Origin of the sequence: Pseudomonas sp. P7758 (genome assembly GCF_013386485.1) — a bacterium.
In the GTDB taxonomy this organism is placed as follows: Bacteria; Pseudomonadota; Gammaproteobacteria; order Pseudomonadales; family Pseudomonadaceae; genus Aquipseudomonas.
This window is the reverse complement of the sequence record NZ_JACARS010000094.1, coordinates 24,082-50,164: the sequence shown is the minus strand read 5'-3', so window position 1 is coordinate 50,164 and position 26,083 is coordinate 24,082. Positions and strand designations below refer to the sequence as shown.

General features: G+C 62.2%; 11 protein-coding genes. 4 read left to right on the top strand and 7 right to left on the bottom strand.

Annotated features, from left to right (window positions below; genetic code table 11):
* Positions 1 to 147 precede the first annotated feature (147 nt).
* The 3 genes from nfuA to HX873_RS20440 form a co-directional block, all read right to left on the bottom strand.
* Positions 148 to 732: a Fe-S biogenesis protein NfuA gene (nfuA, locus tag HX873_RS20450; protein WP_003210817.1), complete on the bottom strand. Its 585-nt coding sequence runs from the start codon at positions 730 to 732 to the stop codon at positions 148 to 150.
* 59 nt (positions 733 to 791) lie between these two features.
* Positions 792 to 1,814 (bottom strand): acyltransferase, encoded by a 1,023-nt coding sequence (locus HX873_RS20445; RefSeq protein WP_003210814.1) that lies wholly within the window; start codon positions 1,812 to 1,814, stop codon positions 792 to 794.
* A gap of 81 nt (positions 1,815 to 1,895) precedes the next feature.
* A complete protein-coding gene (locus tag HX873_RS20440; protein WP_003210812.1) occupies positions 1,896 to 4,187 on the bottom strand; it encodes a fatty acid cis/trans isomerase in 2,292 nt (763 codons plus the stop codon).
* Between the two features lie 164 nt (positions 4,188 to 4,351).
* On the opposite strand from HX873_RS20440, the gene metH reads away from it, so the two are divergent.
* On the top strand, positions 4,352 to 8,062 hold the full coding sequence (gene metH / locus HX873_RS20435) for a methionine synthase (RefSeq protein WP_177080999.1): 3,711 nt from the start codon (positions 4,352 to 4,354) through the stop codon (positions 8,060 to 8,062).
* A 45-nt stretch (positions 8,063 to 8,107) separates the two neighbouring features.
* Here metH and HX873_RS20430 read toward each other — a convergent pair whose 3' ends face one another.
* The gene (locus HX873_RS20430) at positions 8,108 to 14,692 is read right to left on the bottom strand and encodes an NEL-type E3 ubiquitin ligase domain-containing protein (RefSeq protein ID WP_177123110.1); all 6,585 of its coding nucleotides are present in this window, start codon (positions 14,690 to 14,692) and stop codon (positions 8,108 to 8,110) included.
* 161 nt (positions 14,693 to 14,853) lie between these two features.
* Complete coding sequence (locus HX873_RS20425; protein ID WP_256349648.1) at positions 14,854 to 21,486, bottom strand: NEL-type E3 ubiquitin ligase domain-containing protein; 6,633 nt, start codon at positions 21,484 to 21,486, stop codon at positions 14,854 to 14,856.
* A 141-nt stretch (positions 21,487 to 21,627) separates the two neighbouring features.
* On the opposite strand from HX873_RS20425, the gene HX873_RS20420 reads away from it, so the two are divergent.
* Positions 21,628 to 21,843, top strand: a complete 216-nt coding sequence (locus HX873_RS20420; protein ID WP_008432997.1) for a DUF2970 domain-containing protein — start codon at positions 21,628 to 21,630, stop codon at positions 21,841 to 21,843.
* Between the two features lie 6 nt (positions 21,844 to 21,849).
* On the opposite strand, the gene HX873_RS20415 is transcribed toward HX873_RS20420, so the two are convergent.
* On the bottom strand, positions 21,850 to 22,929 hold the full coding sequence (locus HX873_RS20415) for an ABC transporter substrate-binding protein (RefSeq protein ID WP_177068964.1): 1,080 nt from the start codon (positions 22,927 to 22,929) through the stop codon (positions 21,850 to 21,852).
* 449 nt (positions 22,930 to 23,378) lie between these two features.
* Here HX873_RS20415 and HX873_RS20410 point away from each other — a divergent pair, with 449 nt between their 5' ends.
* Both HX873_RS20410 and HX873_RS20405 read left to right on the top strand, forming a co-directional pair.
* Positions 23,379 to 25,037, top strand: coding sequence for a nitrite/sulfite reductase (locus HX873_RS20410; protein WP_003210800.1), 1,659 nt, complete (start codon positions 23,379 to 23,381; stop codon positions 25,035 to 25,037).
* Positions 25,021 to 25,515: a DUF934 domain-containing protein gene (locus HX873_RS20405; protein WP_003210798.1), complete on the top strand. Its 495-nt coding sequence runs from the start codon at positions 25,021 to 25,023 to the stop codon at positions 25,513 to 25,515. Before HX873_RS20410 ends, HX873_RS20405 begins: the two co-directional genes overlap by 17 nt.
* A gap of 59 nt (positions 25,516 to 25,574) precedes the next feature.
* On the opposite strand, the gene HX873_RS20400 is transcribed toward HX873_RS20405, so the two are convergent.
* A complete protein-coding gene (locus HX873_RS20400) occupies positions 25,575 to 26,075 on the bottom strand; it encodes a MarR family winged helix-turn-helix transcriptional regulator (protein ID WP_256579747.1) in 501 nt (166 codons plus the stop codon).
* Positions 26,076 to 26,083: the final 8 nt, after the last annotated feature.

Here is a 26,083-nt window from a genome sequence, read left to right as displayed (position 1 = left end):
AACCATAAGCCGCCGTTACCTAAATAACGGATATGTACACAACATACCTAACCTAAAACCTCACAACCCTAACGCAACCCCCTGAATCCAAACCATAAAAAAACGACGCTCACGGGGCGCCGTTTTTCACATCCGCAGCGAACACCCTTAGTAGTAGGCGTTTTCTTTCTGCGTATGGTCAGTCACATCCCGCACACCCTTGAGCTCCGGAACCCGCTCAAGCAGCGTACGCTCAATACCCTCACGCAAGGTCACGTCCGCCTGGCCGCAGCCCTGGCAACCGCCACCAAACTTCAACACAGCAATACCATCATCAACCACGTCAATCAGACTCACCTGACCACCGTGGCTGGCCAACCCAGGGTTAATCTCGGTCTGCAGGTAATAGTTGATGCGCTCGTTAATCGGGCTATCCGCATTAACATTCGGCACCTTGGCGTTCGGCGCCTTGATGGTCAGTTGGCCGCCCATGCGATCCGTGGCGTAATCAACCACCGCATCGTCAAGGAACGCTTCACTGAACGCATCGATATACGCGGTGAAGCTTTTCAGCCCCAACGCCGTATCTTCAGGTTTTTCTTCTCCCGGCTTGCAGTAGGCAATGCACGTCTCAGCGTACTGGGTGCCGGGCTGGGTGATAAAGACGCGGATGCCAATGCCCGGGGTGTTCTGCTTCGACAGCAGATCAGCCAGGTAATCGTGGGCGGCGTCGGTAATGGTTATGGCGGTCATGGAAACTCCTCGCAGGCTTGCCGGCAGTTTACGCCAAATTATTACCGAGGTACAAAGTCCTAGTATTTTTGTCGGGAAAGCACCAACCGTTCGTCGCCATCGAACCAGCCTTTGAGCCGACGATAGCTGCCCTTTTCCAGCCAGTGATAGCTGGCCAGCGACCCAAGGGCGATCAGCACCACGCACACGCCGAGCATCACGTAGGCATTCACCCCATAACGCTGGGCGACAAAACCGCCGGCGGACAACACCAGCACGTGCATCAGATAGACCGAGTAGGAACAATCCCCCATCACCTTGAGCAGTCGGCTGCGCTCGAAATAGCGTTCCATCGAGATACAGGCCACCACCAGCACCGCACTCGGCAAGCCCCAGGTCAGGGCCCGCGGCGATGCCGGCCAGTGATAGATCGCCAGCAATGCCCCCGCAATCCCCAGCAATGGAAGCCACAGCCCGGGGCGAATCCAGCCCTTGCGGTAAAGCATGCCGATGCCTATCCCCAGCAGGAACTCATACACAATGTCCGAACGATAGAATTCGCTGATCCAGCCGAAAGAAGTCCACGCCTGGCACACCGCGAACAACAACGCGCCCACCACCAGCACCCGCCACTGCCGGCGAAACAGCAACGCCCACGCAAACAGCACGTAGAAGAGCATCTCGTAGTTCAGGGTCCAGCCGACGTTCAAGGTCGGGTACACCCCATAACCACCGGGATTTTCCGAAGGTATGAACAGCAAGGACATCAACACATGGGCCGCATCGACGCTCTGGTCCGGCAACACCGGCCGCGCAAACACCACCAGCAGCGCCATCAACAGCGTGTAGAACCAGTAGGCCGGGACGATTCGCAGCAGGCGATACAGCAGGAATCGCCAGGGCGGCAGCTGTTTGTTCTCGGTGGAGAGGAAGATCACCAGGCCGCTGATCACAAAAAACACATCCACGCCCGCCGCACCTTTGTCGACAAACAGGTGGCCCAGCGCCGAATCGGCCTTAAAGCCAAAGAAAATCTGCATGAAGTGATGACCTACCACGGTCCAGGCCGCCAGGGCGCGCAGTGCCTGTACTGAAATCAACATCGTCGACCCACTCTCCCAACACTCGACACCGGTTATTCAGGTGCCTATGGCTTGGGACAGCCGTCGACGGTCAAAGGTCGATCAAAGATTCTCGTAGCGGTTCATGTCCAGCACGCCCTCTTCCACCGGCGTGGTTTCGCGGATGTACTGCGACAGGTCGTGGAAGTACTGCCAGAACTGCGGATGGCTGCGGCGAATGCCCCAACGGTCGACAATCTTCTCGAAGCGATTGGCGTCCTTGGCATTCTCCATGGCCGCGACAAACTCCGGCACTTGCTGCGCCGGAATGTTGAACATGAAGTTCGGGTAGCTGCTCAGCACGCCGGGATAAATGGTCACGGTGTCCAGGCCCGGCTGATAGCGATAAGCCTCACCGAGCATAAAGGCCACGTTGCTGTGGGCGCGGTTGCGCAACAGGCTGTACATCTCACGTTTGCCGCTGCGGGTCTCGATGCGCAGCATGGTCGCTTCCGGCAACAGGTCGATCACCTTGAGCCCCGCCGCCGGGCGGTTGGTCAGGCGGCTCAGGGCCTGTTCGGCGTCCTGCAACGCAGGGTCAATGCCCGGACGCGAGCAATAGGCGCTGACGCAACGGTTGATCGGGTCCGGGCTGGCGTTCAGGTCGCCGTAGCGGGCCAGCAACTGGTTGGCGAAGTCGCGCTTGGGGTCCTTTTCATCGAGCTTGAGGCCCGTGGGCTTGTCATCGTCGATGGCTTCATAGTCCAGCCACAGCTTGACCTTGCCGCTGTTCTGGTACCAATCGTCAAGGAAGTCATCCCGCGAGTCCGCCGGCATCAGGCGCAGGAAGTTCTGCTCGGCACCGTTGCGGATCAGGTCGAAATACAGGCGCGTCTGGGCCTGATGGGAAACGTTGCCGAACACGTCGAAATTCACCGCCAACTGGTAGTAGGTGCGCTCCAGCAGCGGATAGTCGAACAGCCACAGGGTTTGCGGCACTTCACCAATCAAGCCCTTGGTCACCGAGGCGCTGTCGAAGTGACGGAAGATGCTCAACAAGGCGTTGTCGTTGCCCGCCCACAGGCTCGACCAGCTCGGCGGCGGCAGGTCGGCATAACTGTCCCGGCGCAACGCCTCGTACTCGTTGCGCTTGTCGCGGTATTTGAGCCAGAGGCTGAGCACGCTGCCCACATCGTCAATCTGCCCCGGCATCGCCAGCAACGGCGTGGCCTGGCCGCGGTAGCGGGCATCGGTGATATACAGGTCGTGGTCGGGGTCCTGGAACAGGGTCCAGAAGTTGTCGCGGATCACGTCTGTCGCGATCTGGCCCCGGCATACCGGCCCGCGAATAAAGGTGCGCACGAAGTATTCGGCGTTATCCAGCATGAACTGGTAGCGCGCCTTGGCCGGAATCGCCTCGAAGGTCTCGAACGGGTTTGCGCGCCGGCCCGGCCCGTAGCCCGGCAAGGCTTGCACCTGCCAGTCATCGGTATAGAACAGCGACTTGATCCGGGCCATCTTCTCGGCGCTGAACGGATAGGTGATGTGAGTCTTGTGCACGATCACCCCCTGCACCGGCCACAGGCGGTAGTACACCTGGGTGCCCGGGTCGTCGTTGGGGCGGCGGGTGTTGATCAGGTCGATCGGCTGCCCGCTCGGGGTGCGCGAGCGTACCCACTGGAAGAAATGCCCCGGTTCGCCGCCTTCAAAGTAGATGTGGGCAAGGAACAGGTGCTCGAACAACCAGCGCGCCACCAGGCTTTCCCGGGCCCCGGGCTGGTTGAACAGGTTTTCCCATTGCTGCACTTGCAAGGCTTCCTTGGCACTCGGGGCCAGGCCTTGTTCGTCGATCGGTGCGCCGGAGGCCAGCCAGCGTTGCAGGGTCTGGTACTGCTGGTCGGTCAGGCCGGTGACGGCCAGGGGCATGCCTTCCTTCGGGTGGTTACCTGCGTAGGCGTTGAACTCCCCCGGCATCGGGCAGGTGTTTTCGCGGCTCAGGCCCAGCACGATGTCGTCGGGCAGCTTGGCGTTGGGCGCAAGCGGCGCGTTATGCCCCAGCTCCAGCATGCGCGCCATCAGTGCGGCCTGGCTGCCCTGGGCGTCGAGTACCGAGTAGAAATCCTTTTGCTGCCAGGCGGCTTTGCCGAAGGCGTCATAGAACAAACGGGTGGGCTGGCTGGCCTGGCTGCGCTCGCCGTCGTACACCGGCACCTTGGTCGCGCCACGTGCGGCGCCTTCGGCACTGCCCAGGTTGAGCTGGCAGGCCGAGTCGTAGCAGGCGTGGCAGGCTACGCATTTCTCGGTGAAGATCGGCTGGATGTCACGGGTATAAGAGATCGCCGGGGCGGGACCTTCTGCCTGTGCGGTGAGGGCGAACAGCGCAAACGCGGCGCTGACGATGAGGCGAAGTGACATGTTTCCGGTCCCGATTCAATGCGTGCAGTGAAAAACCCGTCGATTCTACCGATGTAACGCCCCCGCCAACATGAGCGATATTCATGCAAACCCAGCACATGCTCTAAAAGCGCACAGGTTTGTTATGATCTTCGCCCTCCGTAATACCTGACCAGAGTAGTCCCATGCCCGATCGTAGCGCTCGTCTGCAAGCCCTCCACCAAGCCCTCAAGGAACGCATCCTGATCCTCGACGGCGGCATGGGCACGATGATCCAGAGCTATAAACTGGAAGAGCAGGACTACCGTGGCAAACGCTTCGCCGACTGGCCGAGCGACGTCAAGGGCAATAACGACCTGCTGGTGATCACCCGTCCGGACGTGATCGGCGGCATCGAAAAAGCCTACCTGGATGCCGGCGCCGACATCCTGGAAACCAACACCTTCAACGCCACGCGCATTTCCATGGCCGACTACGGCATGGAAGACCTCGCCTACGAATTAAACGTAGAAGGCGCGCGCCTGGCGCGCAAGATCGCCGACGCCAAGACCCTGGAAAACCCGGCCAAGCCGCGCTTCGTCGCCGGCGTGCTCGGTCCGACCAGCCGTACCTGCTCGCTGTCGCCCGACGTAAACAACCCCGGCTACCGCAACGTGACCTTCGATGAGCTGGTGGAAAACTACACCGAAGCCACCAAAGGCCTGATCGAAGGCGGCGCCGACCTGATCCTGATCGAAACCATTTTCGACACCCTCAACGCCAAGGCCGCGATCTTCGCCGTACAGGGCGTGTTCGAAGAATTGAACGTCGAACTGCCGATCATGATCTCCGGCACCATCACCGACGCCTCCGGCCGCACCCTGTCGGGCCAGACCACCGAAGCCTTCTGGAACTCGGTCAGCCACGCCAAGCCGCTGTCTGTGGGCCTGAACTGCGCACTGGGGGCGAGCGAGCTGCGTCCGTACCTGGAAGAGCTGTCGAACAAGGCCAACACCCACGTTTCCGCCCACCCGAACGCCGGCCTGCCCAACGAATTCGGCGAGTACGATGAACTGCCGTCGGAAACCGCCAAGGTCATCGAAGAATTCGCCCAGAGCGGCTTCCTGAACATCGTCGGTGGTTGCTGCGGTACCACCCCGGGTCATATTGAAGCCATCGCCAAGGCCGTGGCCGGTTACGCACCGCGCCCGATCCCGGACATTCCGAAGGCCTGCCGCCTGTCGGGCCTGGAACCGTTCACCATTGATCGCAACTCGTTGTTCGTCAACGTCGGCGAGCGCACCAACATCACCGGTTCCGCCCGCTTCGCCCGCTTGATCCGTGAAGACAACTACACCGAAGCCCTGGAAGTCGCCCTGCAGCAGGTGGAAGCCGGCGCCCAGGTGATCGACATCAACATGGACGAAGGCATGCTGGATTCGAAGAAGGCCATGGTGACCTTCCTCAACCTGATTGCCGGCGAGCCGGACATCTCCCGCGTGCCGATCATGATCGACTCCTCCAAGTGGGAAGTGATCGAGGCCGGCCTGAAGTGCATACAGGGCAAGGGCATCGTCAACTCCATCAGCATGAAGGAAGGCGTGGAACAGTTCATTCACCACGCCAGGCTGTGCAAGCGCTACGGCGCGGCGGTAGTGGTGATGGCGTTCGACGAAGCCGGCCAGGCCGACACCGAAGCGCGCAAGAAAGAAATCTGCAAACGCTCCTACGACATCCTGGTGAATGAAGTCGGCTTCCCGCCGGAAGACATTATCTTCGACCCGAACATCTTCGCGGTCGCCACCGGTATCGAAGAGCACAACAACTACGCCGTCGATTTCATCAACGCCTGTGCCTACATCCGCGACGAGCTGCCGTATGCGTTGACCTCCGGCGGCGTTTCCAACGTGTCGTTCTCGTTCCGTGGCAACAACCCGGTGCGTGAGGCCATCCACTCGGTGTTCCTGCTGTATGCGATCCGCAACGGCTTGACCATGGGTATCGTCAACGCCGGCCAGTTGGAGATCTACGACCAGATCCCGGCCGAGCTGCGTGACGCGGTGGAAGACGTGGTGCTCAACCGCACCCCGGAAGGCACCGACGCCCTCCTCGCCATTGCCGACAAGTACAAGGGCGACGGCAGCGTCAAGGAAGCCGAGACCGAAGAATGGCGTGGCTGGGAAGTCAACAAGCGCCTGGAACACGCGCTGGTCAAGGGCATCACCACCCACATCGTCGAAGACACCGAGGAATCCCGGCAGTCGTTCGCGCGCCCGATCGAGGTGATCGAAGGCCCGCTGATGTCCGGCATGAACATCGTCGGCGACCTGTTCGGCGCCGGCAAAATGTTCCTGCCCCAGGTGGTGAAATCCGCCCGGGTGATGAAGCAGGCCGTGGCCCACTTGATCCCGTTCATCGAGCTGGAAAAAGGCGACAAGCCGGAAGCCAAGGGCAAGATCCTGATGGCCACGGTGAAGGGCGACGTGCACGACATCGGCAAGAACATCGTCGGCGTGGTGCTGGGTTGCAACGGCTACGACATCGTCGACCTGGGCGTGATGGTCCCGGCCGAGAAAATCCTGCAGGTGGCCAAGGAACAGAAGTGCGACATCATCGGCCTGTCCGGGCTGATCACCCCGTCCCTGGACGAGATGGTGCACGTCGCCCGCGAGATGCAGCGCCAGGATTTCCACCTGCCGCTGATGATCGGTGGCGCCACCACTTCCAAGGCCCACACGGCCGTGAAGATCGAGCCGAAGTACAGCAACGACGCGGTGATCTACGTCACCGACGCCTCCCGCGCCGTGGGCGTGGCGACGCAATTGCTGTCCAAGGAATTGAAGCCGGCATTCGTCGAGAAAACCCGCCTGGAATACATCGACGTGCGCGAGCGCACCTCCAACCGCAGCGCGCGCACCGAGCGCCTGAGCTACCCGGCCGCCATCGCCAAGAAGCCGCAGTTCGACTGGAGCAGCTACACGCCGGTCAAGCCGACGTTTACCGGCGCCAAGGTGCTGGACAATATCGACCTCAACGTCCTGGCCGAGTACATCGACTGGACACCGTTCTTCATCTCCTGGGACCTGGCCGGCAAGTTCCCGCGCATCCTCACCGATGAAGTGGTGGGTGAAGCGGCGACGGCGCTGTACGCCGACGCACAGGAAATGCTCAAGAAGCTGATCGACGAAAAACTCATCAGCGCCCGCGCGGTGTTCGGTTTCTGGCCGACCAACCAGGTGCAGGACGATGACCTGGAAGTCTACGGCGATGACGGCCAGCCGATTGCCAGGCTGCACCATTTGCGCCAGCAGATCATCAAGACCGACGGCAAGCCGAACTTCTCCCTGGCCGACTTCGTCGCGCCCAAGGACAGCGGCGTGACCGACTACATCGGTGGCTTTATCACCACCGCCGGCATCGGCGCTGAAGAAGTGGCGAAGGCCTACCAGGACGCCGGCGACGACTACAACTCGATCATGGTCAAGGCCCTGGCCGACCGCCTGGCCGAAGCCTGCGCCGAGTGGCTGCACCAGCAGGTGCGTAAAGAGCACTGGGGCTACGCCAAGGACGAAGTGCTGGATAACGAAGCGCTGATCAAGGAGCAGTACAGCGGTATCCGCCCTGCCCCGGGTTACCCGGCGTGCCCGGACCACACCGAGAAGGCCCAGTTGTTCCAGCTGCTGGACCCTGAGGCCCAGGAGATGCACGCCGGCCGCAGCGGCGTGTTCCTGACCGAGCACTACGCGATGTTCCCGGCAGCAGCCGTCAGCGGCTGGTACTTCGCTCACCCGCAGGCGCAGTACTTTGCGGTGGGCAAGATCGACAAGGACCAGGTCGCCAGCTACACCGCCCGCAAGGAGCAGGACCTGAGCGTGACCGAACGCTGGCTGGCGCCGAACCTGGGTTACGACAACTAAGTCGTGGCGCGCTGACCCGAGCGCCCAGCCGGCTGGGCGCCCGGGTCAGATCCCCAGATCCCTCCTCGCCCGCCCCGAAAGCCTGAGCGCCAGTGCCTGTTGCTCGGCGAGGTTCTCGGTATCCAAGGCTGCAACTTCGCTCAGGTACTGGGCACTGAGGTCCGGGTGAAGCTCCTCCAGGGCATCGACCTTGACCTGATGCGCCTGCGCCAACACCGAAAACTCTTCCGGGTACAGCTTCTGCAAGTAGCTGACCCAGTACGGGCGTTTGACCAGCTCTTGCATAAACACCGGGGTGCTCTCTCTGGCCATAATGGCGGTATACGCCTGATCGATATTGGCCTGGGTGACCCGGGACAGGTTGCGGTACAGCATGGTGGACGGTTGGTGAGGCAGATCCAGGCGCTCGGCCAGGCCGATGCGGTAGGCCAGGCGAATTTCCGCCGGGTCGATGCTGGGGCTGCGGTTGATCGCTTCACCCGCAATGCGCTCCGCTTCATCGAGACGGATCATGCGCCGGGCCAGGTTGAACAGCGTGGTGCCTTCCTGCTCGGGCGTCCTGACCCGCAGGGCCTTGAACTCATACACGCTGACTTCAAGATCACTGAACAGGAGAATCCAGCCATCGCCGCAGGTCGCCCTCACCTGCATCGCCTGTGCCTGGCCAAACAGTTGTTCGCGCAAGTGCGGGTATTGCTCCGCCGCCTCAAGTACCGCCCACACCCGGCGAGTCAGGTCGGCGCGGTCGTGCAGGAAATCCTGGGCGTTCTTCAACTGGGAAATGATGTAGAAAAAGTATTCGCTGTTTTCGGCCTGCTTGAGCACGCTCCATACCCGGTGGCGGGCCGAATCGGCGGCAATACCCGAGAACCATTGGGCCTTCTGTTGTTCCGGGGTCAAGAGTTCAGGGTGGATATCCGACCCGGAGCTGCTATCGGTACTGTGGTAACTCTCCAGTGCGTCTTCCAATTCCTCGGCCGAAAACCCCAGACCACAGTCGGTCTGCTGCTCGTAGGCGCGCAGGCGTGCCAGATCTTCCTCAACCAGGAGGTTATCGGACAGGTCAGTGCCCCACATCAAGGCGCTGTGCCGGGGCAACAACGCGTCTTCAGGGATGGTTTCGATACGGTTACTGCGCAGGTCCAGGTGGCGCAACTGTGGAGCCTGGAGGACACCCTGCGGCCATGCCAGAAGGTTATTGCCGCGCAGTTCCAATGACTGCAATTGAGGCAGGCTGCTGATGTCCAGAGAGTCCAGGAGGTTCTCAGTCAAGTCCAGACGCTCCAGCGCGGTCAGCCGATTGAGCTGGCCCTGCAGCTCGCTGCGATAGCGCAGTTCGTTATGGCTCAGGTGCAGCTCGGTGAGTGTCGAGCATTCGCCGACGGCGTCGGGCAGGCTCATCAGGCCATTATTGTTGAGAGTCAGGGTACGCAGCTTGGGAAACGCCCGCAGGAACGCATTGGAGCCCTGCTCAGTAAGCTTGACTGCGTTGAGGTTCAACACCCTCACATGGGCCAACGGCTCGGGTAACGCCGGCAGGTCACCCAGATACAGGTCGTTCAATTGAAGGACCTCGCGCCCATCGCCCGGCGCAACCTCGGGGTGCGCCCGCAAGGTATGGCGCCAACTGTCGATAAGCCTGTCGGCCGCGCGACGACGGTCCACCGCGCTGACCCAGCCGCCCCCCTGGCGATAACCGCGAATATCGATCCAGTCGTTCAACACCCGCACCATACCCCGGTAGCCCGTGCGCCACCGAACCAGGCATGCCTCGACCTCCAGTGCGCCCAGGCCACTGGCAAGCAGTTCGTCAATGCGCCGTACCGCATCGCGCGTGGACAACGCCGGGTCTATTTGTTGCAGACGCTGCGCAGGTGTCTGCCGAACTTCACTGTTGGGCACCTCTACCTCCAGCGCGAGGAGCAGATCGGGACTGTCCGTGACCTCCAGGGGAAAGTATTCCGGATCGCCCCCCGTTCTGCCCTCCGCCAGCCCTTCGCGGGGAATGCCCAAGGGTTTATCCAGGTAAAAGCTCGGGCCAAAAACCGGCAGCATGGCCGGTGCGACGTTCAACGGATTGTCCTGGTAGGTACGCAGGGCAAAACGCTGTATGTCGGCGCAAGCCGGCAAGGTCAGGCGACAGCCACGCACGTTGCTGCTGAGCATCAGCAGGTCATGGCCGGTCAGTGCAGCCTGGGGGATCGTGGTAATTGCGCTGTAGCTCAGATCCACTTGACGCAGTTCGGGCAATGCCAGCCAACCTGTCGGCCAGGCGGTGGTCGCGGTGTGGCTCAGGTTCAGGCTGCGCAGCTGGTTGAGCCCGCTGACATCCAGGGTACCCACACGGTTGTAATCCAGGTTCAACCCTCGAAGCGTGACCAGGGCGCTGAGGCGCTGCTGTATCGCCTCAGTGATCGTCAACTGGTTGTGCGCCAGGTCCAGCTGTTTGAGAGACCTCAACTGCGTCAGGGACGCCGGCAGGTCCATCAGGTTGCTGCGGCTCAGGTCCAGGCCGTGGATTTGGGTGAACTGGGGGAGGAAATCGTTCAATGCCGCCACTGAAACCCGGGTGCCTGCGAGGTTCAAGCGCTGCACGTGGGCAAACGCTGCGGCCGGCATCAGCGGCAAATCCCCCAGTACCGTACCCGACAGGTCCAGCATGACCCCCTCGGAGGCGGCTGGCGAAGAAGGCCCGGCCACCTCACGGGGGGAGGCAAAACGTCGGTCGAGGCCATCGCGCCAGTAAGCCATGAGCTTGTCTGCCGCACGTTGACGATTGAGCGGGTCCACCGGTCGCCGGTCGACCTCCACTTCCCTGCCCTGCCACTCTTCCAGCGCCTGCTGCAAGGTTGCATGTTCATCCAGCAAGGCGTGCACACGGGTCAACTTGGCGTCACTGGTCAACCGATGGCGCCGCAGGTACGCCAAGGCACTGGGCGCAAACGCCGGGTCGCTGTCTTTCAGGCGTCGCAACGCGCCTTCACAATAAGCGTCCACCATCAGCACTTCATCCACCAAATGCCCCGGGTGGCCTTTCACGTGCTGATACACCGGCATGAACGCACGTCGCTCAAACGCTGCCCAGTTGAGGGTAAGGCCACGCCACAGGCGCTCGTGGCCCTCAAGCATTGCCGCCGGCATGGTATTTATCCCGGTCGCCAACAGGTCGAGCGTCTCCAGTTTGTCCAACGTCAGAACACCTACCGGCCACTCTTTCAGGGCGCCCGCCACCCGCAAGGCAAGCAGCTGTTTCAAGCCACTGACATCCAGCGCGTCCAGCGCGCCCGTCAGGACCAACCGGCGCAATTGGCTCAACGTGTTAAGGCGTTGCAAAAAGGCCGGCGAATAGATCAAGCCCCAGCCGTCGATCGACAACTCTTCAAGCTTGGGAAACAGCCCGAGGCCCGCGGCAATCGCTTCGACATGGGCGGGCTCGGTAAACACATTCAGGACTTCGACGTTGGAGAACTGCTGCGCAAGCCTGGTGCCCTGGGCGCCCGCCAGGGTTTCGCCGCTTACGCCCAACCCTCGCACATGGGAAAAATCAGCATCCAGCGCCGGCAAGTTACCGGCCTTGCCCAGTGACAGATAGGCATGGGGTTTCAAGCCCCGGTACGCGCCTTCGCGCCAGCAATTGATCAGGGTGTCGGCCGTATGTTGTGCCCCCGCCTGAGCACTGTTTTGCGTCACCCAACGATCCAGGGTCATGCGTAACCGGGTCAGTTCGCGCTCGCGGATGCCTATCAACTCATAGATCTGAGGGGGACGCTGGCCGGCCTGCAACAGACTTTGCACAAACAGCTGGGCCGCCTCATCGCTGAGGTTGGGGTAAACATCGCGAACCCTGGCCGCCAGGGCGGCATTGGGTGCCTGGGCCGCACCCCGGCCGCTCAGGGCATAACCTAATAACCCGCTCGCCAGACGCAACGCCGGGCGAGCCATGGGCGCGCGTATCTTCAGCACGGCGGCCATTTCGAGGCGGTGTGCCGTGGCATACCGTGCCAGGGTTTGCTGCAAATCGACGTCCGCGCTGGCCAGCGGCAAACCCAGTGACTGGCGCAGGGTCACGGGCAAGGCATGGACGATTGATGGGTAGAAATTACGACTGCCGGGGACCGGACTGTTAAGAGGAGCCCCCTGCAGGTCGTAAGCCAGGAATGTCTCGCCTTTTTTGACCAGGTAACGGCGCACTGCCGCGTCTTCAGGCCCGACTTCAGCCAGCAAGCGCCCACTGGGGTTGTCGGCGCGCAGTTCCAGGCGCGGCGTGGGAGACCAGCCCGGCAGTTGCTGCAAGCAATGCAACGCCAGCCGGTCACTGTCCAGGCTGGCGAGCGCCGGCAGGTGCAAGCCGGCCAACGCACTGCTCAGGCGACGTTGCTGTACCGCACGCCGCGCCAGGTTATCCAGGCGCGGCGCAACACCGGTTCGGCCCAGTATCTGCAGGCGTTCCTTATCGCTGGCCGTACTGATAATTTCGTTGATCGCGCCTCGGGACAAAGAAGCAAAGCGGCGCTGCAACACTGCGCCCTCGGGGGACAGGAGTACAGCCTGTGGCGGCGCGCCGCGAAACAACTGCAACGTATCGGCCAGCACGGCAGGCATCGGCAAACCATCTATGTGGACCTTGCGCAACAGGTCATCACTGATGCCGCTGATGTCGCCAAGGGCGCTCAACGTTGCATCGCTGATGCCTTGGGTTTCATGACCCAGGCGCCTCAGCAAGGTCAGGCGGTCCCATTCCAGTGGGCGTTCATGGGTATGGCGCCAGGCACCCGCCTGGTTGTGTTCGAGGATCGGCTGGTACGCGGCCGGATTGTTCGGATGCTGGATCCGCCATTTTCGAGTCCGCGCATCAAAAGCCTTTTCATAAAGGCCCTCACCCAGACGCACGTACATCTTGCCGCCCTGCGCGTATTGCCCCTGGGCATTGGGCTTGAGTGATGCATCCAGAACGGTATGACTGCGGTAGGCCGCAAGGTCGGGTTTCCACAGGCGCCTTTCGCCGTTCGGCAACTTCACCGGCACCAGCCCATCGACCCATTTCGACACCTGGATAGCGGGCGCCCGGCCAGCGAGGGCTGCCGCCCCACCCAGGGTAGCCATGAACCCGAGATTCAGCGCCACCGCCTCAAGGTGCTCCCATGCCGCATCCATATCGCCCTCCTGCCAGGATTCGATGCCGTGATAGACCTCCAGGCCCAACTGAATCGCCGTGACCGCCAACAACAGCTCCCCCAGGCCGGGCACCATGAATGCGGCCACATTCAATGTGTTCAAACCCATGCTCAACCAGTGAGCATGGCGTGCCTGTGCGGCTTTTCGATCAGCCTCCGCAGTGGGCACCGCCAGGGTTCTGGCATTGTCCTTGAGGCGCTGTACATGCCGCTCGTAGAGCGCGCCGAACAACTCCCCCTCGATCAACCGTTCTCGCCGGTTCAAGTTGATTTGCTCGTCGTAGACCTGCTCCTTGTAGCCTCGCGGGTTCCAGGTGAATGTGTAGAGTTTTTCCTTGAGGCGCTCAAGGAACTGCGGCGCCTGTTGCTGAGGTACCAGGCTGGCAAACAACTGCTGATAGGCAGGTGAGCGCAGGTTCACCGCCAGTTCCTTGTCGAACGCCTGCATAGACGGGTATTCCTTGAGCGGGCACTGCGGCGCGCCCGGAATCCAGGCCACCACCCGCGTATCAGGCGCCACGGGAAGCAGCCCGCTCACACCTGCCCCAGGAAACAAGGGCGGGATCACGGACCGGGTCGGTGCGACACCCGGCCCGATCAGCAGCACCTCCCCCAGCTCGCAGCCCAGGATCGACAGTTGACCGAAACGTACGACCTCGCCATCCAGCAGCGGCCGCGAAGTACCTGCCAGCACTTCACGCAACATGAGAAACACCGCCGGACCGATGTCGCCCTGCGCCCATGCGGTATACAGGCGTACCGTCAGCAGGTCTTTTTGCGCGCGAATCATCTGCTCCCGCACCACGGCCCGAGTGGCAGCGGCATCGAACACCTGCGCCAGGTGGGCCTGGTATTGCTGCCCCAGGTCCAGGGTGCGGCACAGGGTGGAAAAGGTTTGTGGAGTCATCGACAGGGTTTCGCTGTAGCGATAACGCGCCGCACGCGAGCCATCCGCCCGCGCCTCGCCGTAGTACTCGGTCAGCAGCGCACCTTCCGGCGCCAGGGCGCTGGTCTGTTCGAGGGCGATATCGGTGAAGTCTTCATCGCCCTCGAAGTTCAGCAGCGCTGCCTGCAACAACGAATGCTGCTGCGGGGCCTGGCGATACCGCAGGTAATGCAGCTGGTTTTTGTTGACGTCCGGGGCCTCGCGCATCGCCTCGCGCAACGCCGCTTCCAGCTTGGGCTGGGCGAATTCGACAATGCCTTGCAGCGCGCCAAGGCCCTTGGCCAAGGCTTCGCGGGACTGACGGCTGGCCTTGCGACTGTCATCGAGTGCCTTGTTCAATGCGGGCGAGAGCGGAACCTTGGTGGCAGGCCGCTCCCTGCCGGGCAACAGTCCATGTTTGAGCCGGCGCACATCGACGGGGGCCATATGGGCAACCCACGTGGGCAGACGTGCCTTGATCAGGGCGGTGTGCAAGCTTTCGTCCGCGAGGGCGTTAGGTGGAGTAGACATGTGCGGCTTCCTGAGAACGCTTTAGGGAGGCCCAGTACAGCGAACAGGCGAGCGCCTTCGCAGGTAGATAATTGTTTTTGTGCACCTTGGCGCCGAACCTGGGTTACGACCACTGGGGCGCGGCAGGCCCGTTTCCGGACCTGCCGCCGGGGCACAGGCTGTTATAGCCTCAGTGCTGCTCTCTCCCGCCCGGACAGGCGAATCAGCAGGGCCTGGCGTTGCTCAGTCCTTTGCTTGGCCAGTACCACGGCTTCTGCCTCGTACTGCGCGCCAAACTCCGGATAGCGATCCTCCAGGGCTTCAGCCTCGCGGGCATGGGTCTGGGCCAGCGTCGTAAAGTCGGCGGCGTATTGCTTCTGCACGTAGTCGACCCAGTACTGGCGCGTGACCAGATCGGCCGTGAACGCCTCGGTCGCCTCCCGGCCGATGATGCTGGCGTAGGCCTGGTCGATATCGGCCTGTTTCACTTGGGAAAGGTTGCGGTACAGCATGCCGGACGGCTGGCGCGGCAACTCCAGGCGTTGGGCCAGGCCGATGCGGTAGGCCAGGCGAATTTCCGCCGGGTCAACACTGGGCTTTAGGCTGACCACGCGGCTGGCGGTGGCTTCAGTCTGTTCCAGGCGGATCATGCTTCTGGCCAGCTTGAACAGCGCCGCGCCTTCTTTTCCGGGTTCCACGGTTTCCAGGGCCTTGAACTCATAGACACTGACTTCAAGGTCGCTGAACAGCAGGATCCAACCGTCACCGCAGGTCGCGTTGATCCGCATGCCGCGAGCCTTGCCGAACAGTTGCTCGCGCAACGCCGAACGTTGCTCGGCGGCCTCCAGCACCTCCCATACCCGGCGCGTCAACTCAGGGCGGTCGGTGATGAAGTCCTGGGCGTTTTTCAGCTGGGAAATGATGTAGAAGAAATCCTCACTGTCGTCAGCGCTCTTGAGCGACTCCCAGACTGCGTGTTTGCTGGAGTCGGCCGCCACGCCAGCAAACCACTGGGCCTTCTGTGCTGCGGGCGTCAGCAGCTCCGGATGCAGCTCACCGCTCAGATCCGCTTCCTCGTGACTGGTACTGAGGAGGAAGCCATCGAGCTCGCGATCAATTTGCTCCCGGGTATAGCCCAGGCCGAACCCCGTTTCCTCGAGGAAGTCGCTCAGGCGCTCGAACACGCGTTCTTCCAGCCCGTTGTCCGTCAGGTTGGTGTTGCTCATCAGGAGGTTGTGGCGAGGCAACAGGGCATCGTCCGGGATGGTCTCGATCTGGTTATTGCTGAGGTCGAGGGTGCGCAGTCGCGGCAGTTCCAATGCCCCGGCCGGCCATTCCTCCAGGACGTTGTTGTGCAGGTCCAGGTTTGTCAGCCCGCGCAGGCCGCTGACATCCAGGCTGGCCAGGGTGTTTTCGCCAAGGTCGAGCCATTCCAGCGCACTTAATGGGCCGAGCAGTGCCTGTAGCTCCACAGCGTCGCGCAAATCATTGTAGGTGGCTTCGAGATGAGTCAGCGCCGTGTATTGGTTGATCACCTCGGGCAGGTGCGCCAGGCCATTCTTGTTGAGCACAAGCCGGCGCAGGTGGGGGAAACTGCCCAGGAACCCATTGGACCCCTGCTCCGTCAGCTTCACCTCGGTGAGGTCGAGCACGCTGACGTGGCTCATTGAAGCCGGCAACGTCGGCAGGTCGCCCAGATACAACCCGGACAGGTCCAGTACCTCGCGCCCGTCCACCGGCGGCACCTCGGGCCGGGCACGCAGGTTGTGGCGCCAGCTTTCAAGGAGCCGGCCGGCGGCACGACGACGGTCGAGGGCACTGACCCAGCCGCCCCCCTCGCGATAACCTTCGATGTCGATCCAACTGTTCAACACCCGGCTCAAGCGTTGATGCTCGGCGCGCAACTGCACCAGGCGTGTGTCGACGCCGGTGGCGCCCAGGCCGGCGGCCAGCCATTCATCAATGCGCGCCACCGCCTGGGCACTGCTCAAGGCAGGATCCAGTTGTTGCAGGCGCGCCGCCGGAGTGAGGCGTGCTTGCGCGTCGACGTTCTCGACGTGCAGGGGCAACAGCAACTGGCCGGGGTCGTCGGTGACCCTGACCGGGAAATATTCCGGATCGCCGCCGGTCCGGCCGATGCGCATCTGTTCCTGGGGAATGCCCAGCGGCTTGTGCAGGTAGATTTCCGGCCCCACCAACGGCAGTAATTCCACATCAAGGCCCAATGGATTTTCCCGCAGGGTGCGTTGCGCAAAGGCCAGGATGTCGGCGCAGGCCCGGGCAGTCAGTCGGCAACCCCGCAGGTTGCTCTTGAGCATCAGCGTGTCGTGGCCGGTGAGCGCCTGGGCGGGCACCCGGGTGATAGCGCTGTGGCTCAGGTCCAGGCTTTCCAGGACTGGCAAGTCCAGGACACCCTCGGGCCATTCGGTGATTCCAGTGCGGCTGAGGTTCAAGTGGCGCAAGGCGTTGAGGCCACGCAGATCCAGGCTCGCGACACGGTTGTATTGCAAGTCCAGGGTTTCAAGAGCCGTCAAGCGGCTCAAGCGTTGCTGGATGGACGGGATGATGCTCAGTTGGTTGTGGGAAAGATCCAACTGGCGCAGGGCGGTGAAGTTGTCCAGGGCCGAAGGCAGCTGTGCCAGGTTGCTGGCACTGAGGTTCAAGTCTTCAATGGCGTTGAATGCGCCGAGAAAGTCATTCAGCGCCTCAATGGAAACCCGGGTGCCGCTCAGGTTGACCTGTTTGACATGGGCGAACGCGGCCGCCGGCAACCCGGGCAAGTCGCCCAGCACGCCCCCCGACAGGTTCAGTGTGGCGGTCGGCAGGTTGGAGCGCGCCGACATGCCCGACGGCGCAAACCGCGGCCCCAGGCCTTCACGCCAACTGTCCAGGAGCCGCTCGGCGGCGCGCTGGCGGTAAAAGACATCCACCTGCCGGCGGTCAACCCGCAACTCCCTGGCCGCCCACTCCTGCAGGTCCCGGCTCAGGGCGAGCTGTTCGTCGAGCACCTGGTGAGTGCGAGCCAGTATCTGTTCAGTGGTCAGACCCTGCTGCCGGAACTGAGAGACAACGTCTATGCCAAACCCCCAGTGCACATTTTTCAAGCGGTCCATCACGCCTTCACAGTAACCCTGCACCAGGGCTTGCTCATTGAGCAGGTGAGCCGGATTGCCCCGCACATGTTCATACACCGCCATGAATTCCCGGCGGTCAAACGCGGCCCACCGCAGGTTCAGGCCGCGCCACAATCGTTCATGCCCGATGAGCATCGACGGGGGTACCGAACGGATGTTTGTTCGCCACAGGTCGAGCCTCTCAAGGTGCTCAAGTGACGTCACCCCCTGTGGCCACTCCTGCACCGAGCCCTCCATGCGCAACGAGCGCAGGTGCGTGAGGGGGCTGACGTCCAGGTTTTGCGAAAGCCCCGCGACGGACAGGTTGCGCAAGCGCTCCATTGCCCCCAGGCGTTGAATGAAGGGGACCGAATAGGCCACGTCCCGACCATTCAACGTCAGTTGGTTGAGATCGACGAAGCGGTTCAGCCCGTCGACCAGTCCGGTGCCCGGCGTTGCGTCAAAAAACACCTCAAGGTGTCGCACCCGGGAAAACTGATCGGCCAGGCGCACGCCCTGATCACCCAACAAAAGCTCGGCATGTGCGCTCAGCGCCTGCACATGGGAAAAGTCTGCACTCAGGCGCGGAAGGTCCGTCACGCTGCCCAACGACAGAATGCTCTGGGGCGGCCGCTCGCGGTAAATGCCCTGGCGCCAGCATCCTATGATGTCGGCCGCTACCCGTTGTTGCTGGCTGGCCCCGCCCGCCTGCCCGGCTGCAGCGGCGGTCCATTGATCAAGTTCTGCCTGCAACAGGTCGAACTCACGCTGGCGGTTTCCCAACAGGGTGAAGATCTGTTGGGCGCTTTCACCGGCCTGCAATCGGCTCAGGACAAAATCGCTGGCCTGCCCGGCGTTGAGGTTCGGATAGAGCGCCTGCACCCTCGCCGTCAGCGATGCATCCACGTCAAAGCCTTTGCCCCGACCGCTCAACGGGTAACCCAGGACACCCCCCGCCCCCGTCAAGACGGGTCGCGAACGCGGTGCGCGCAGGCCGAGCACATTGGACATTTGGCTACGGCGGCGGGTGGCATAACTGGCCACCGCCTGTTGCAGTTCCCGGTCCAGGGTCGCCACGGGCATGTCCAGGCCAGGTCGGGCCGCAGCGGGGATCGCATGCACGACGGACTGGAAGAAATTACGCCGCCCGGTGGTCCGGCTGTTCAGCGCGACACCGCGCTCGTCGTAGGCCTGGAAGGCTTCGCCCTGCTTGACCAGGTATCTGCGCAGCGGCGCATCTTGCGGGCCAATGCTGTTCAGTAACGGTCCTTCGACAGCCTGAAAGCGCACTTCCAGGCGCAGATTGGTGGGCCAGCCCGGCAAGTGTTGCAGGCAATGCAGGGCCAGGCGGTCAGTGTCGGCACCGGCGTCGGCCTGACGATGCAGCCCCGCCAGGGCGCGGCTCAGGCGGCCTTGTTGGACTGCGCGGCGAGCGGCATTGTCCAGGCGCGCCGAGGCTCCACGCTGACTGCGCAGTTGCAAGCGCTCCTGTTCGCTGGCGGTATCAAGAATTTCCTGGATGGCTCGCCTCGACAATCCAGGGAAGCGCCGTTGCAGCACCGCCTCTTCGCCAGCCAGCGGCGCCGTTTCCGCCACTGGCTGGCTGCGGAACTGCTCCAGGGTATCGGCCAGCACGGCGGGCAGCGGCCTGCCTTCGATATACGCCTTGCGCAACACGTCATCCTGGACCCCACTGATATCCCCAATAATGCCCAGTGTCGTATCAGAGAATTCTTCAGTGGCAGGCCCCAGTCGTCGCAACAGGGTCAGGCGGTCCCATTTGAAGGGCTGCTCATGCACATGCCGCCAGGCACCGGCGTTGTTGTGTTCAAGGATCGGTTGGTAAGCCTCGGGATTTTCCGGGTGTTTGATCCGCCACTTGCGGATTCGGCTGTCGAAGACCTTTTCATGCAGGTTTTCGCCGATACGCACATAAATCTTGCCGCCTGTCTCGTACTGGCCCCGGGCATTGGGCTTGACAGCCGGGGCCAGCACCACCTCGCTGCGGTACGGCGCCAGGTCCGGTTTCCACAGCCGAGCCTCACCACTGGGCAGTTTGACCGGTACCAGGCCATCCACCCAGCGGGACACCTGGATTTTCGGCGCGCGACCGGCCAGGGCCGTCGAACCGCCGAGGGCGGCCATGAAGGCCACGTTCAGCGCCACCGACTCCAGATGTCCCCAGGCGGCATCGATGTCGCCTTCCTTCCACGCCTCGATGCCATGGTAGACCTCCAGGCCCAGTTGCACAGCCGTGACCGCCAGCATCACCTCCCCCAGGCCGGGCACGACAAAGGCCGCCATGTTCAGCACATTCAAGCCAATACTCAGCCAATGTTCGTGGCGTTCCTGGGCAGCCTTGCGATCCGCCTCGGCGGTGGGTACGGCGAGCGTTCTGGCGTTATCTTTCAGGCGTTGCAGGTGGTTGTCATAGAGCGCTCCGAACAGCTCGCCACTGATGAGGCTTTCGCGGCGCGCCAGGTTGACGTTCGGGTCGTAGACCTGTTCCATGTAGCCTCTGGAGTTCCACTCGAAGGTAAAGAGCTTGGTCTTCAGTCGTTGCAGGAAAGCCGGGGCTTCGTCTTGCGGCACCAGGCTGGCAAACAGCCGCTGATACTCCGGGGAGCGCAGGTTGATCGCCAGTTCCGCCTCGAACGCCTTTATCGACGGGTATTCCTTGAGCGGGTACAACGGCGCACCGGGGATCCACGCCACCAGCCGCTGGTCGGCCGCGGCCGGCACCAGCAACTCCCCTAGCGAGGCGCCGGGCACCAGCACAGTGCCCCAGCCCAACGGCTGCCGGGCATCTGCCATCGCGCCGACGCCCGGCCCGATCAGTACGACTTCACCCACCTTGCAGCCGAGAATCGCCAATTGGCTGCAGGCGACGGGCTTGCCATCCAACTGCGGCCGTTCGGTACCGGCCAGTAAGGCGTTGAGCATGGCATAGGCACTGTCGCTGATTTCGTTCTTCATCCGCGCCGTGTGCAGCCTGACGGCCAGCAGTTTCTTGTGCGCGTCGATCATCTGCTCGCGCACCACGGCCTTGGTGCCCGCCTCCTCGAACACCTGCTGCAAATGCGCCTGGTATTGCCGGCCCAGGTCCAGCGTGCGGCAGAGCGCGGCAAACTGGTCCGGGGTGACGGCGAGCTTTTCGCGGTAGCGATAGCGGGCCCGGCGTGAATGGTCGTTCAGAATTTCGCCGTAGTACTCGGTGAACAACGCCCCTTCGGGGGCCAGCGCGCTGGTTTGCTCAAGGGCGATATCGGCAAAGTCTTCATTGCCTTCAAAGTTGAGCAATGCTGCCTGCAACAGCGAATGCTGTTGCGGCACCTGACGGTAACGCAGGTAGTGCAACTGGTGCTTGTGGACGTCCGGTACCTCACCGAACCGTTTGCGCCAGGCGTCTTCCAGCAGCGGCTGGGCGAACTCGGTGATGCCCTTGAGGCCGTCGAGAGTCTTGGCCAGCCGCTCGTGGGCGCGGCGACTGGCCAACTGGCTGTCGGCGAATGCCTGGCGCAACCCCTGGGGCGCGTTACTGAGCCAGGCAGGTGGTGCATCCTCGGGGACGCGCCCGGGCAGCAGGCCCGGCTTCAAGCGTCGGATGTCCGCAGCCGCGCTGCGGGCAATCCAGCCGGGCAAGCTGTTCTTGATCAATGCGGTGTGTAGCCCCTGCTCTGTCGGGGCGGGTAAGGTTGGCATGCGCTCGTTCCTGATGACTCTGTTAAGGAGTCCCAGTACAGCGAACGGGCCAACCGCCAGGGCGGTAGATAGCTACAGCCGGTGTTTTGCGGGAACTTGGCTATCCTCATCCATGGGTTTGATCCCTACCGCGAGGCCTTTATGGACGATTCCAACAACAAGCCACCGACTTTCTGGCAGATGCTTCACAGCGTGATGGCAGCCGCCTTCGGGGTGCAGAGCGGGAAGAATCGCGCCCGCGACTTTACCCATGGCAAGCCCAGCCACTTTGTCATCCTGGGTATTGTGTTTACCGCCGTGTTTGCCTTGACCCTGTTTGGCATCGTCAAGCTGGTGCTGCACCTGGCCGGTGTTTGAAGCCGGTCAATGCATCAGCAGTTGCAGGCTGAACGGGTAGCGATAGGTGGCTGGCTTGCCCTGGGCTGACAGTGCTCGAAAGTCGACGCCGTAGTCCTCGCGCCCCTGCATCTCTAAAAGGCGCGTGGCGTGTGGCGGATCAATCAATCGAAAGAGCCCAAGCTTGCGCTCACGCCCACCGTACTGCGCCATGCCCAGGCCGCGGGCATCGTCATGCAGCACCACCATCGCCCAGCCGCCAAGGGTGAAATGCCCGGCCACCAGCACACTCAGGCGCCCCTCAAGGCGCGCCTGCAACGCTTCGGGCGAACTGTTGACCGCGCTGAACAACACGTCCCTGCCCGGCGTGCGCCCGCTGCCTTTGAGTGCATCCATTGCCCCCAGCGCCATTTCATCGTTGGCCGCCCACACCAGCGCGGTCTGCGGGTAGCGTTTGAATAACTGCGTGGCCTGGTCGAAAGCGCGCTGGCGACTCCACTCGCCATACACCAACTGGCGCAGGCGCACCTGCGGATGATCCGCCAGGGCGCGCTGCAAGCCCCGCTCGCGCAGTTGCGCGGCGGGAGTGGTCTTGGCCCCGGAGAACGCGATCAGGTCGAGGGTCTGGCCGGGGGCGACAGGCCCATGCAGGCGCAACAACTGGGTGAGCATCAAGTAGCCCGCCTGTTCGTCGTCGGCGACCATGCTGCCGATCCAGTCAGGGTATTTGCCGGCGTCCAGCAGTTGAGTCTGGTCCGCGGTCAGCGCGTTGTTGACGATCAGCAGCTTGACCCCGCTGCCCTGGGCCAGGCGCAAGATCTGCGGGGCAATGTACTGCTCGTTGACCAGCACCAGGTAGTCCGGGCGCTCGGCGCCTTGCAGGGCTTCACGGGCCTGCACCAGCGTGGTCTCGGGATTGCGCTCGGAATAGCGCACACGCAAATCCAGGCCGAGGTCCCTGGCGGCGGCCTGCATGAATTGCGCGTAGCTGACCCAGAAGGTCTCGGTCGAATTGCCAGGGTTGAGAAACACCACCGACGTCGCCTGGGCGATGGCCCAGAACGGCATGCTCAGCACCAGCAAGCACTTGCAGAGAACCTTCAACATCGTTGCCTGAGCCCTTCGGAATGACGGCCCATGATAATGGCATCAGGCCGGTCAATCTCGGCTAATTGCCGATTGTCGACAACAAGGCTCGATAACGCCCTTTTATTGATGGCTGACCCAGAACACGGCAGTGGAAACCACCAGGATAATCAAGAACAGAATGGCCCACGCATCGACACTGCTGTCACTTTTGCGGGCTTTGGTCGGATTGCTCATAGCATCGCCTCTTGTCGGTTTTATAGGTGATTGCACAAAGACACGAGCACAGTAAAGTTCATGATTGCCCGCATGACAAATGTGGGTATCGCGATAACCGTTCTCATTAGGCCATTTGGTTATTTGCATATACTCAAACATCACTTTTGCGCATAAACGCAAACTGGTATCGTGCGCCGGCTCCGTTGGGAGTGCGCGGCCGTGCGCGCAGATTTGCCGAGAACAGGACCTATATGTACGTATACGACGAATACGATCAGCGCATCATCGAGGACCGCGTCAAGCAGTTCCGTGATCAGACCCGACGCTATCTGGCAGGTGAACTGAGCGAAGAAGAGTTCCGCCCTCTGCGCCTGCAAAATGGCCTTTATGTTCAGCGCTTTGCGCCGATGCTGCGGGTTGCCGTGCCTTATGGCCAACTGACTTCCCGTCAGACGCGCATGATGGCCAAGATTGCCCGCGACTTCGACAAGGGCTACGCCCACATCAGTACTCGCCAGAACGTTCAGTTCAACTGGCCGGCCCTGGAAGACGTGCCGGACATCCTGGCTGAATTGGCCACCGTGCAGATGCATGCCATTCAGACCAGCGGTAACTGCCTGCGCAACGTGACCACCGACCAGTTCGCCGGCGTTGCCGCTGACGAGCTGATCGACCCCCGCCCATGGTGTGAAATCGTCCGTCAATGGACCACCTTCCACCCGGAATTCGCCTACCTGCCGCGCAAGTTCAAGATCGCCATCAATGGCTCGACCTCGGACCGCGCCGCCATCGAAGTGCACGATATCGGCCTGGAGCCGGTGCACAACGCGGCGGGAGAGTTGGGCTTCCGTGTGCTCGTCGGCGGTGGCCTCGGTCGTACGCCGGTAGTGGGTGCCTTCATCAACGAATTCCTGCCGTGGCAGGACCTGTTGAGCTACCTCGACGCGATCCTGCGGGTCTACAACCGCTACGGCCGTCGTGACAACAAGTACAAGGCCCGGATCAAGATCCTGGTAAAAGCGCTGACCCCCGAGGTGTTCGCCCAGAAAGTCGACGCCGAGATGGAACACCTGCGCGGCGGCCAGACCACCCTGACCGACGCCGAAGTGCACCGCGTTGCCAAACACTTCGTCGACCCGGACTACAAGGCCCTGAGCAATCAGGACGCCGCGTTGGCCGAGCTCGATGCGCAGCACCCGGGTTTCGCCCGCTGGCGCACCCGCAACACCCTGGCCCACAAAAAGCCGGGCTATGTGGCCGTGACCCTGTCGCTGAAACCTACCGGTGTTGCACCGGGTGACATCACCGACAAGCAACTGGACGGCGTCGCCGACCTGGCCGAGCGCTACAGCTTCGGCCAACTGCGCACCTCCCACGAGCAGAACATCATCCTGGCCGATGTTGAACAGTCTCAACTGTTCACCCTGTGGGGCGAGCTGCGCGAGCAGGGTTTTGCCACGCCGAACATCGGCTTGCTGACCGACATCATCTGCTGCCCGGGCGGCGACTTCTGCTCCCTGGCCAACGCCAAGTCGATCCCGATTGCCGAATCGATCCAGCGCCGTTTCGACGACCTGGACTACCTGTTCGACATCGGCGAGCTGGACCTGAACATCTCCGGTTGCATGAACGCCTGTGGTCACCACCACGTCGGCCACATCGGCATCCTGGGCGTGGACAAGAAAGGCGAAGAATTCTACCAAGTGTCCCTGGGTGGCAGCGCCAGCCGCGATGCGAGCCTGGGCAAGATCCTCGGCCCGTCCTTCGCCCAGGAAGCCATGCCTGACGTGATCGGCAAGCTGATCGACGTGTACGTTGAACAGCGCACCGAAGATGAGCGTTTCATCGACACTTACCAGCGCATCGGCATTGACCTGTTCAAGGAGCGCGTCTATGCAGCGAATCATTAAGAACAACGAAGTCCTCGACGAAACCTGGCACCTGCTGCCCAAGGACGCGAGCTTCGATGGCATCTCCAACTGCGACGACCTGATCGTGCCACTGGCCCTGTGGCGCGAGCACGCTCACGCCCTCAAGGCCCGCGACGGCGGCCTGGGTGTATGGCTGGACGCCGATGAAGAAGCCGAAGAGATCGGTGATGACGTGGAGCACTTCCAGGTCATCGCCCTGAACTTTCCGGCCTTCACCGACGGTCGCAACTACTCCAACGCCCGCCTGCTGCGTGACCGTTATGGTTACAAGGGCGAGCTGCGGGCGATTGGCGATGTGCTGCGCGACCAGTTGTTCTACCTGCGCCGCTGCGGGTTCGATGCCTTCGCCTTGCGCGCGGACAAAGACCCGTATGAAGCGCTGGAAAGCCTCAAGGATTTCTCGGTGACGTACCAGGCCGCGACGGATGAACCGTTGCCGTTGTTCCGCCGCAGGTAACCGCTGGAAGTCGTTTAAAAATACCCCTCATTGAGGGGTATTTTTTTTGCCCGGCTTTTCTATCGATTCTCAAGCGTCAGAGTGACCAGCGCATCGTCGTTGAGGTCGGCGGCAAACTTGCCCATCAGCCGCACCAGGTCGTCGATGTCCTGCTGTTCCCAGGTGGCGAAAATGGCCATCCCCATTCGCGTACGTGCCTCATCCACCCGATCCGTCATTGCCTTGCCCTGCGGGGTGATCACCGACTCGCGAACCCGGCGGTCCTTGGCACTTTCCTGGCGGTCGACCAAACCGAGGCTTTCCAGCTTCGCCACCTGGCGGCTGACCGTGGTGTAGTCGCGTCCCACGCGGTCGGCCAGCTCCACAACGCCGATCGGCCCCAGCCGCTCCACCAGCACCAGCAGCGGAAACAGTGCCCGATCAAGGGCGATACCCGCCTCCCGGACCATCACTTCGTCGCGCTGCGGCCGGTTCATGGCACCGACAATTTCAATCAGCGCCCCGTGAAGCTCGCGAATCTGAAGACCTATAGGTGTATTTTGCACGCTTTCTGTTGACACGGAATCTT

Bases quoted from the DNA above. Each gene is read 5' to 3' on its own strand.
- nfuA (WP_003210817.1), bottom strand. From the start codon at position 732: ATGACCGCCATAACCATTACCGACGCCGCCCACGATTACCTGGCTGAT.
- HX873_RS20445 (WP_003210814.1), bottom strand. From the start codon at position 1,814: ATGTTGATTTCAGTACAGGCACTGCGCGCCCTGGCGGCCTGGACCGTG.
- HX873_RS20440 (WP_003210812.1), bottom strand. From the start codon at position 4,187: ATGTCACTTCGCCTCATCGTCAGCGCCGCGTTTGCGCTGTTCGCCCTC.
- metH (WP_177080999.1), top strand. From the start codon at position 4,352: ATGCCCGATCGTAGCGCTCGTCTGCAAGCCCTCCACCAAGCCCTCAAG.
- HX873_RS20430 (WP_177123110.1), bottom strand. From the start codon at position 14,692: ATGTCTACTCCACCTAACGCCCTCGCGGACGAAAGCTTGCACACCGCC.
- HX873_RS20425 (WP_256349648.1), bottom strand. From the start codon at position 21,486: ATGCCAACCTTACCCGCCCCGACAGAGCAGGGGCTACACACCGCATTG.
- HX873_RS20420 (WP_008432997.1), top strand. From the start codon at position 21,628: ATGGACGATTCCAACAACAAGCCACCGACTTTCTGGCAGATGCTTCAC.
- HX873_RS20415 (WP_177068964.1), bottom strand. From the start codon at position 22,929: ATGTTGAAGGTTCTCTGCAAGTGCTTGCTGGTGCTGAGCATGCCGTTC.
- HX873_RS20410 (WP_003210800.1), top strand. From the start codon at position 23,379: ATGTACGTATACGACGAATACGATCAGCGCATCATCGAGGACCGCGTC.
- HX873_RS20405 (WP_003210798.1), top strand. From the start codon at position 25,021: ATGCAGCGAATCATTAAGAACAACGAAGTCCTCGACGAAACCTGGCAC.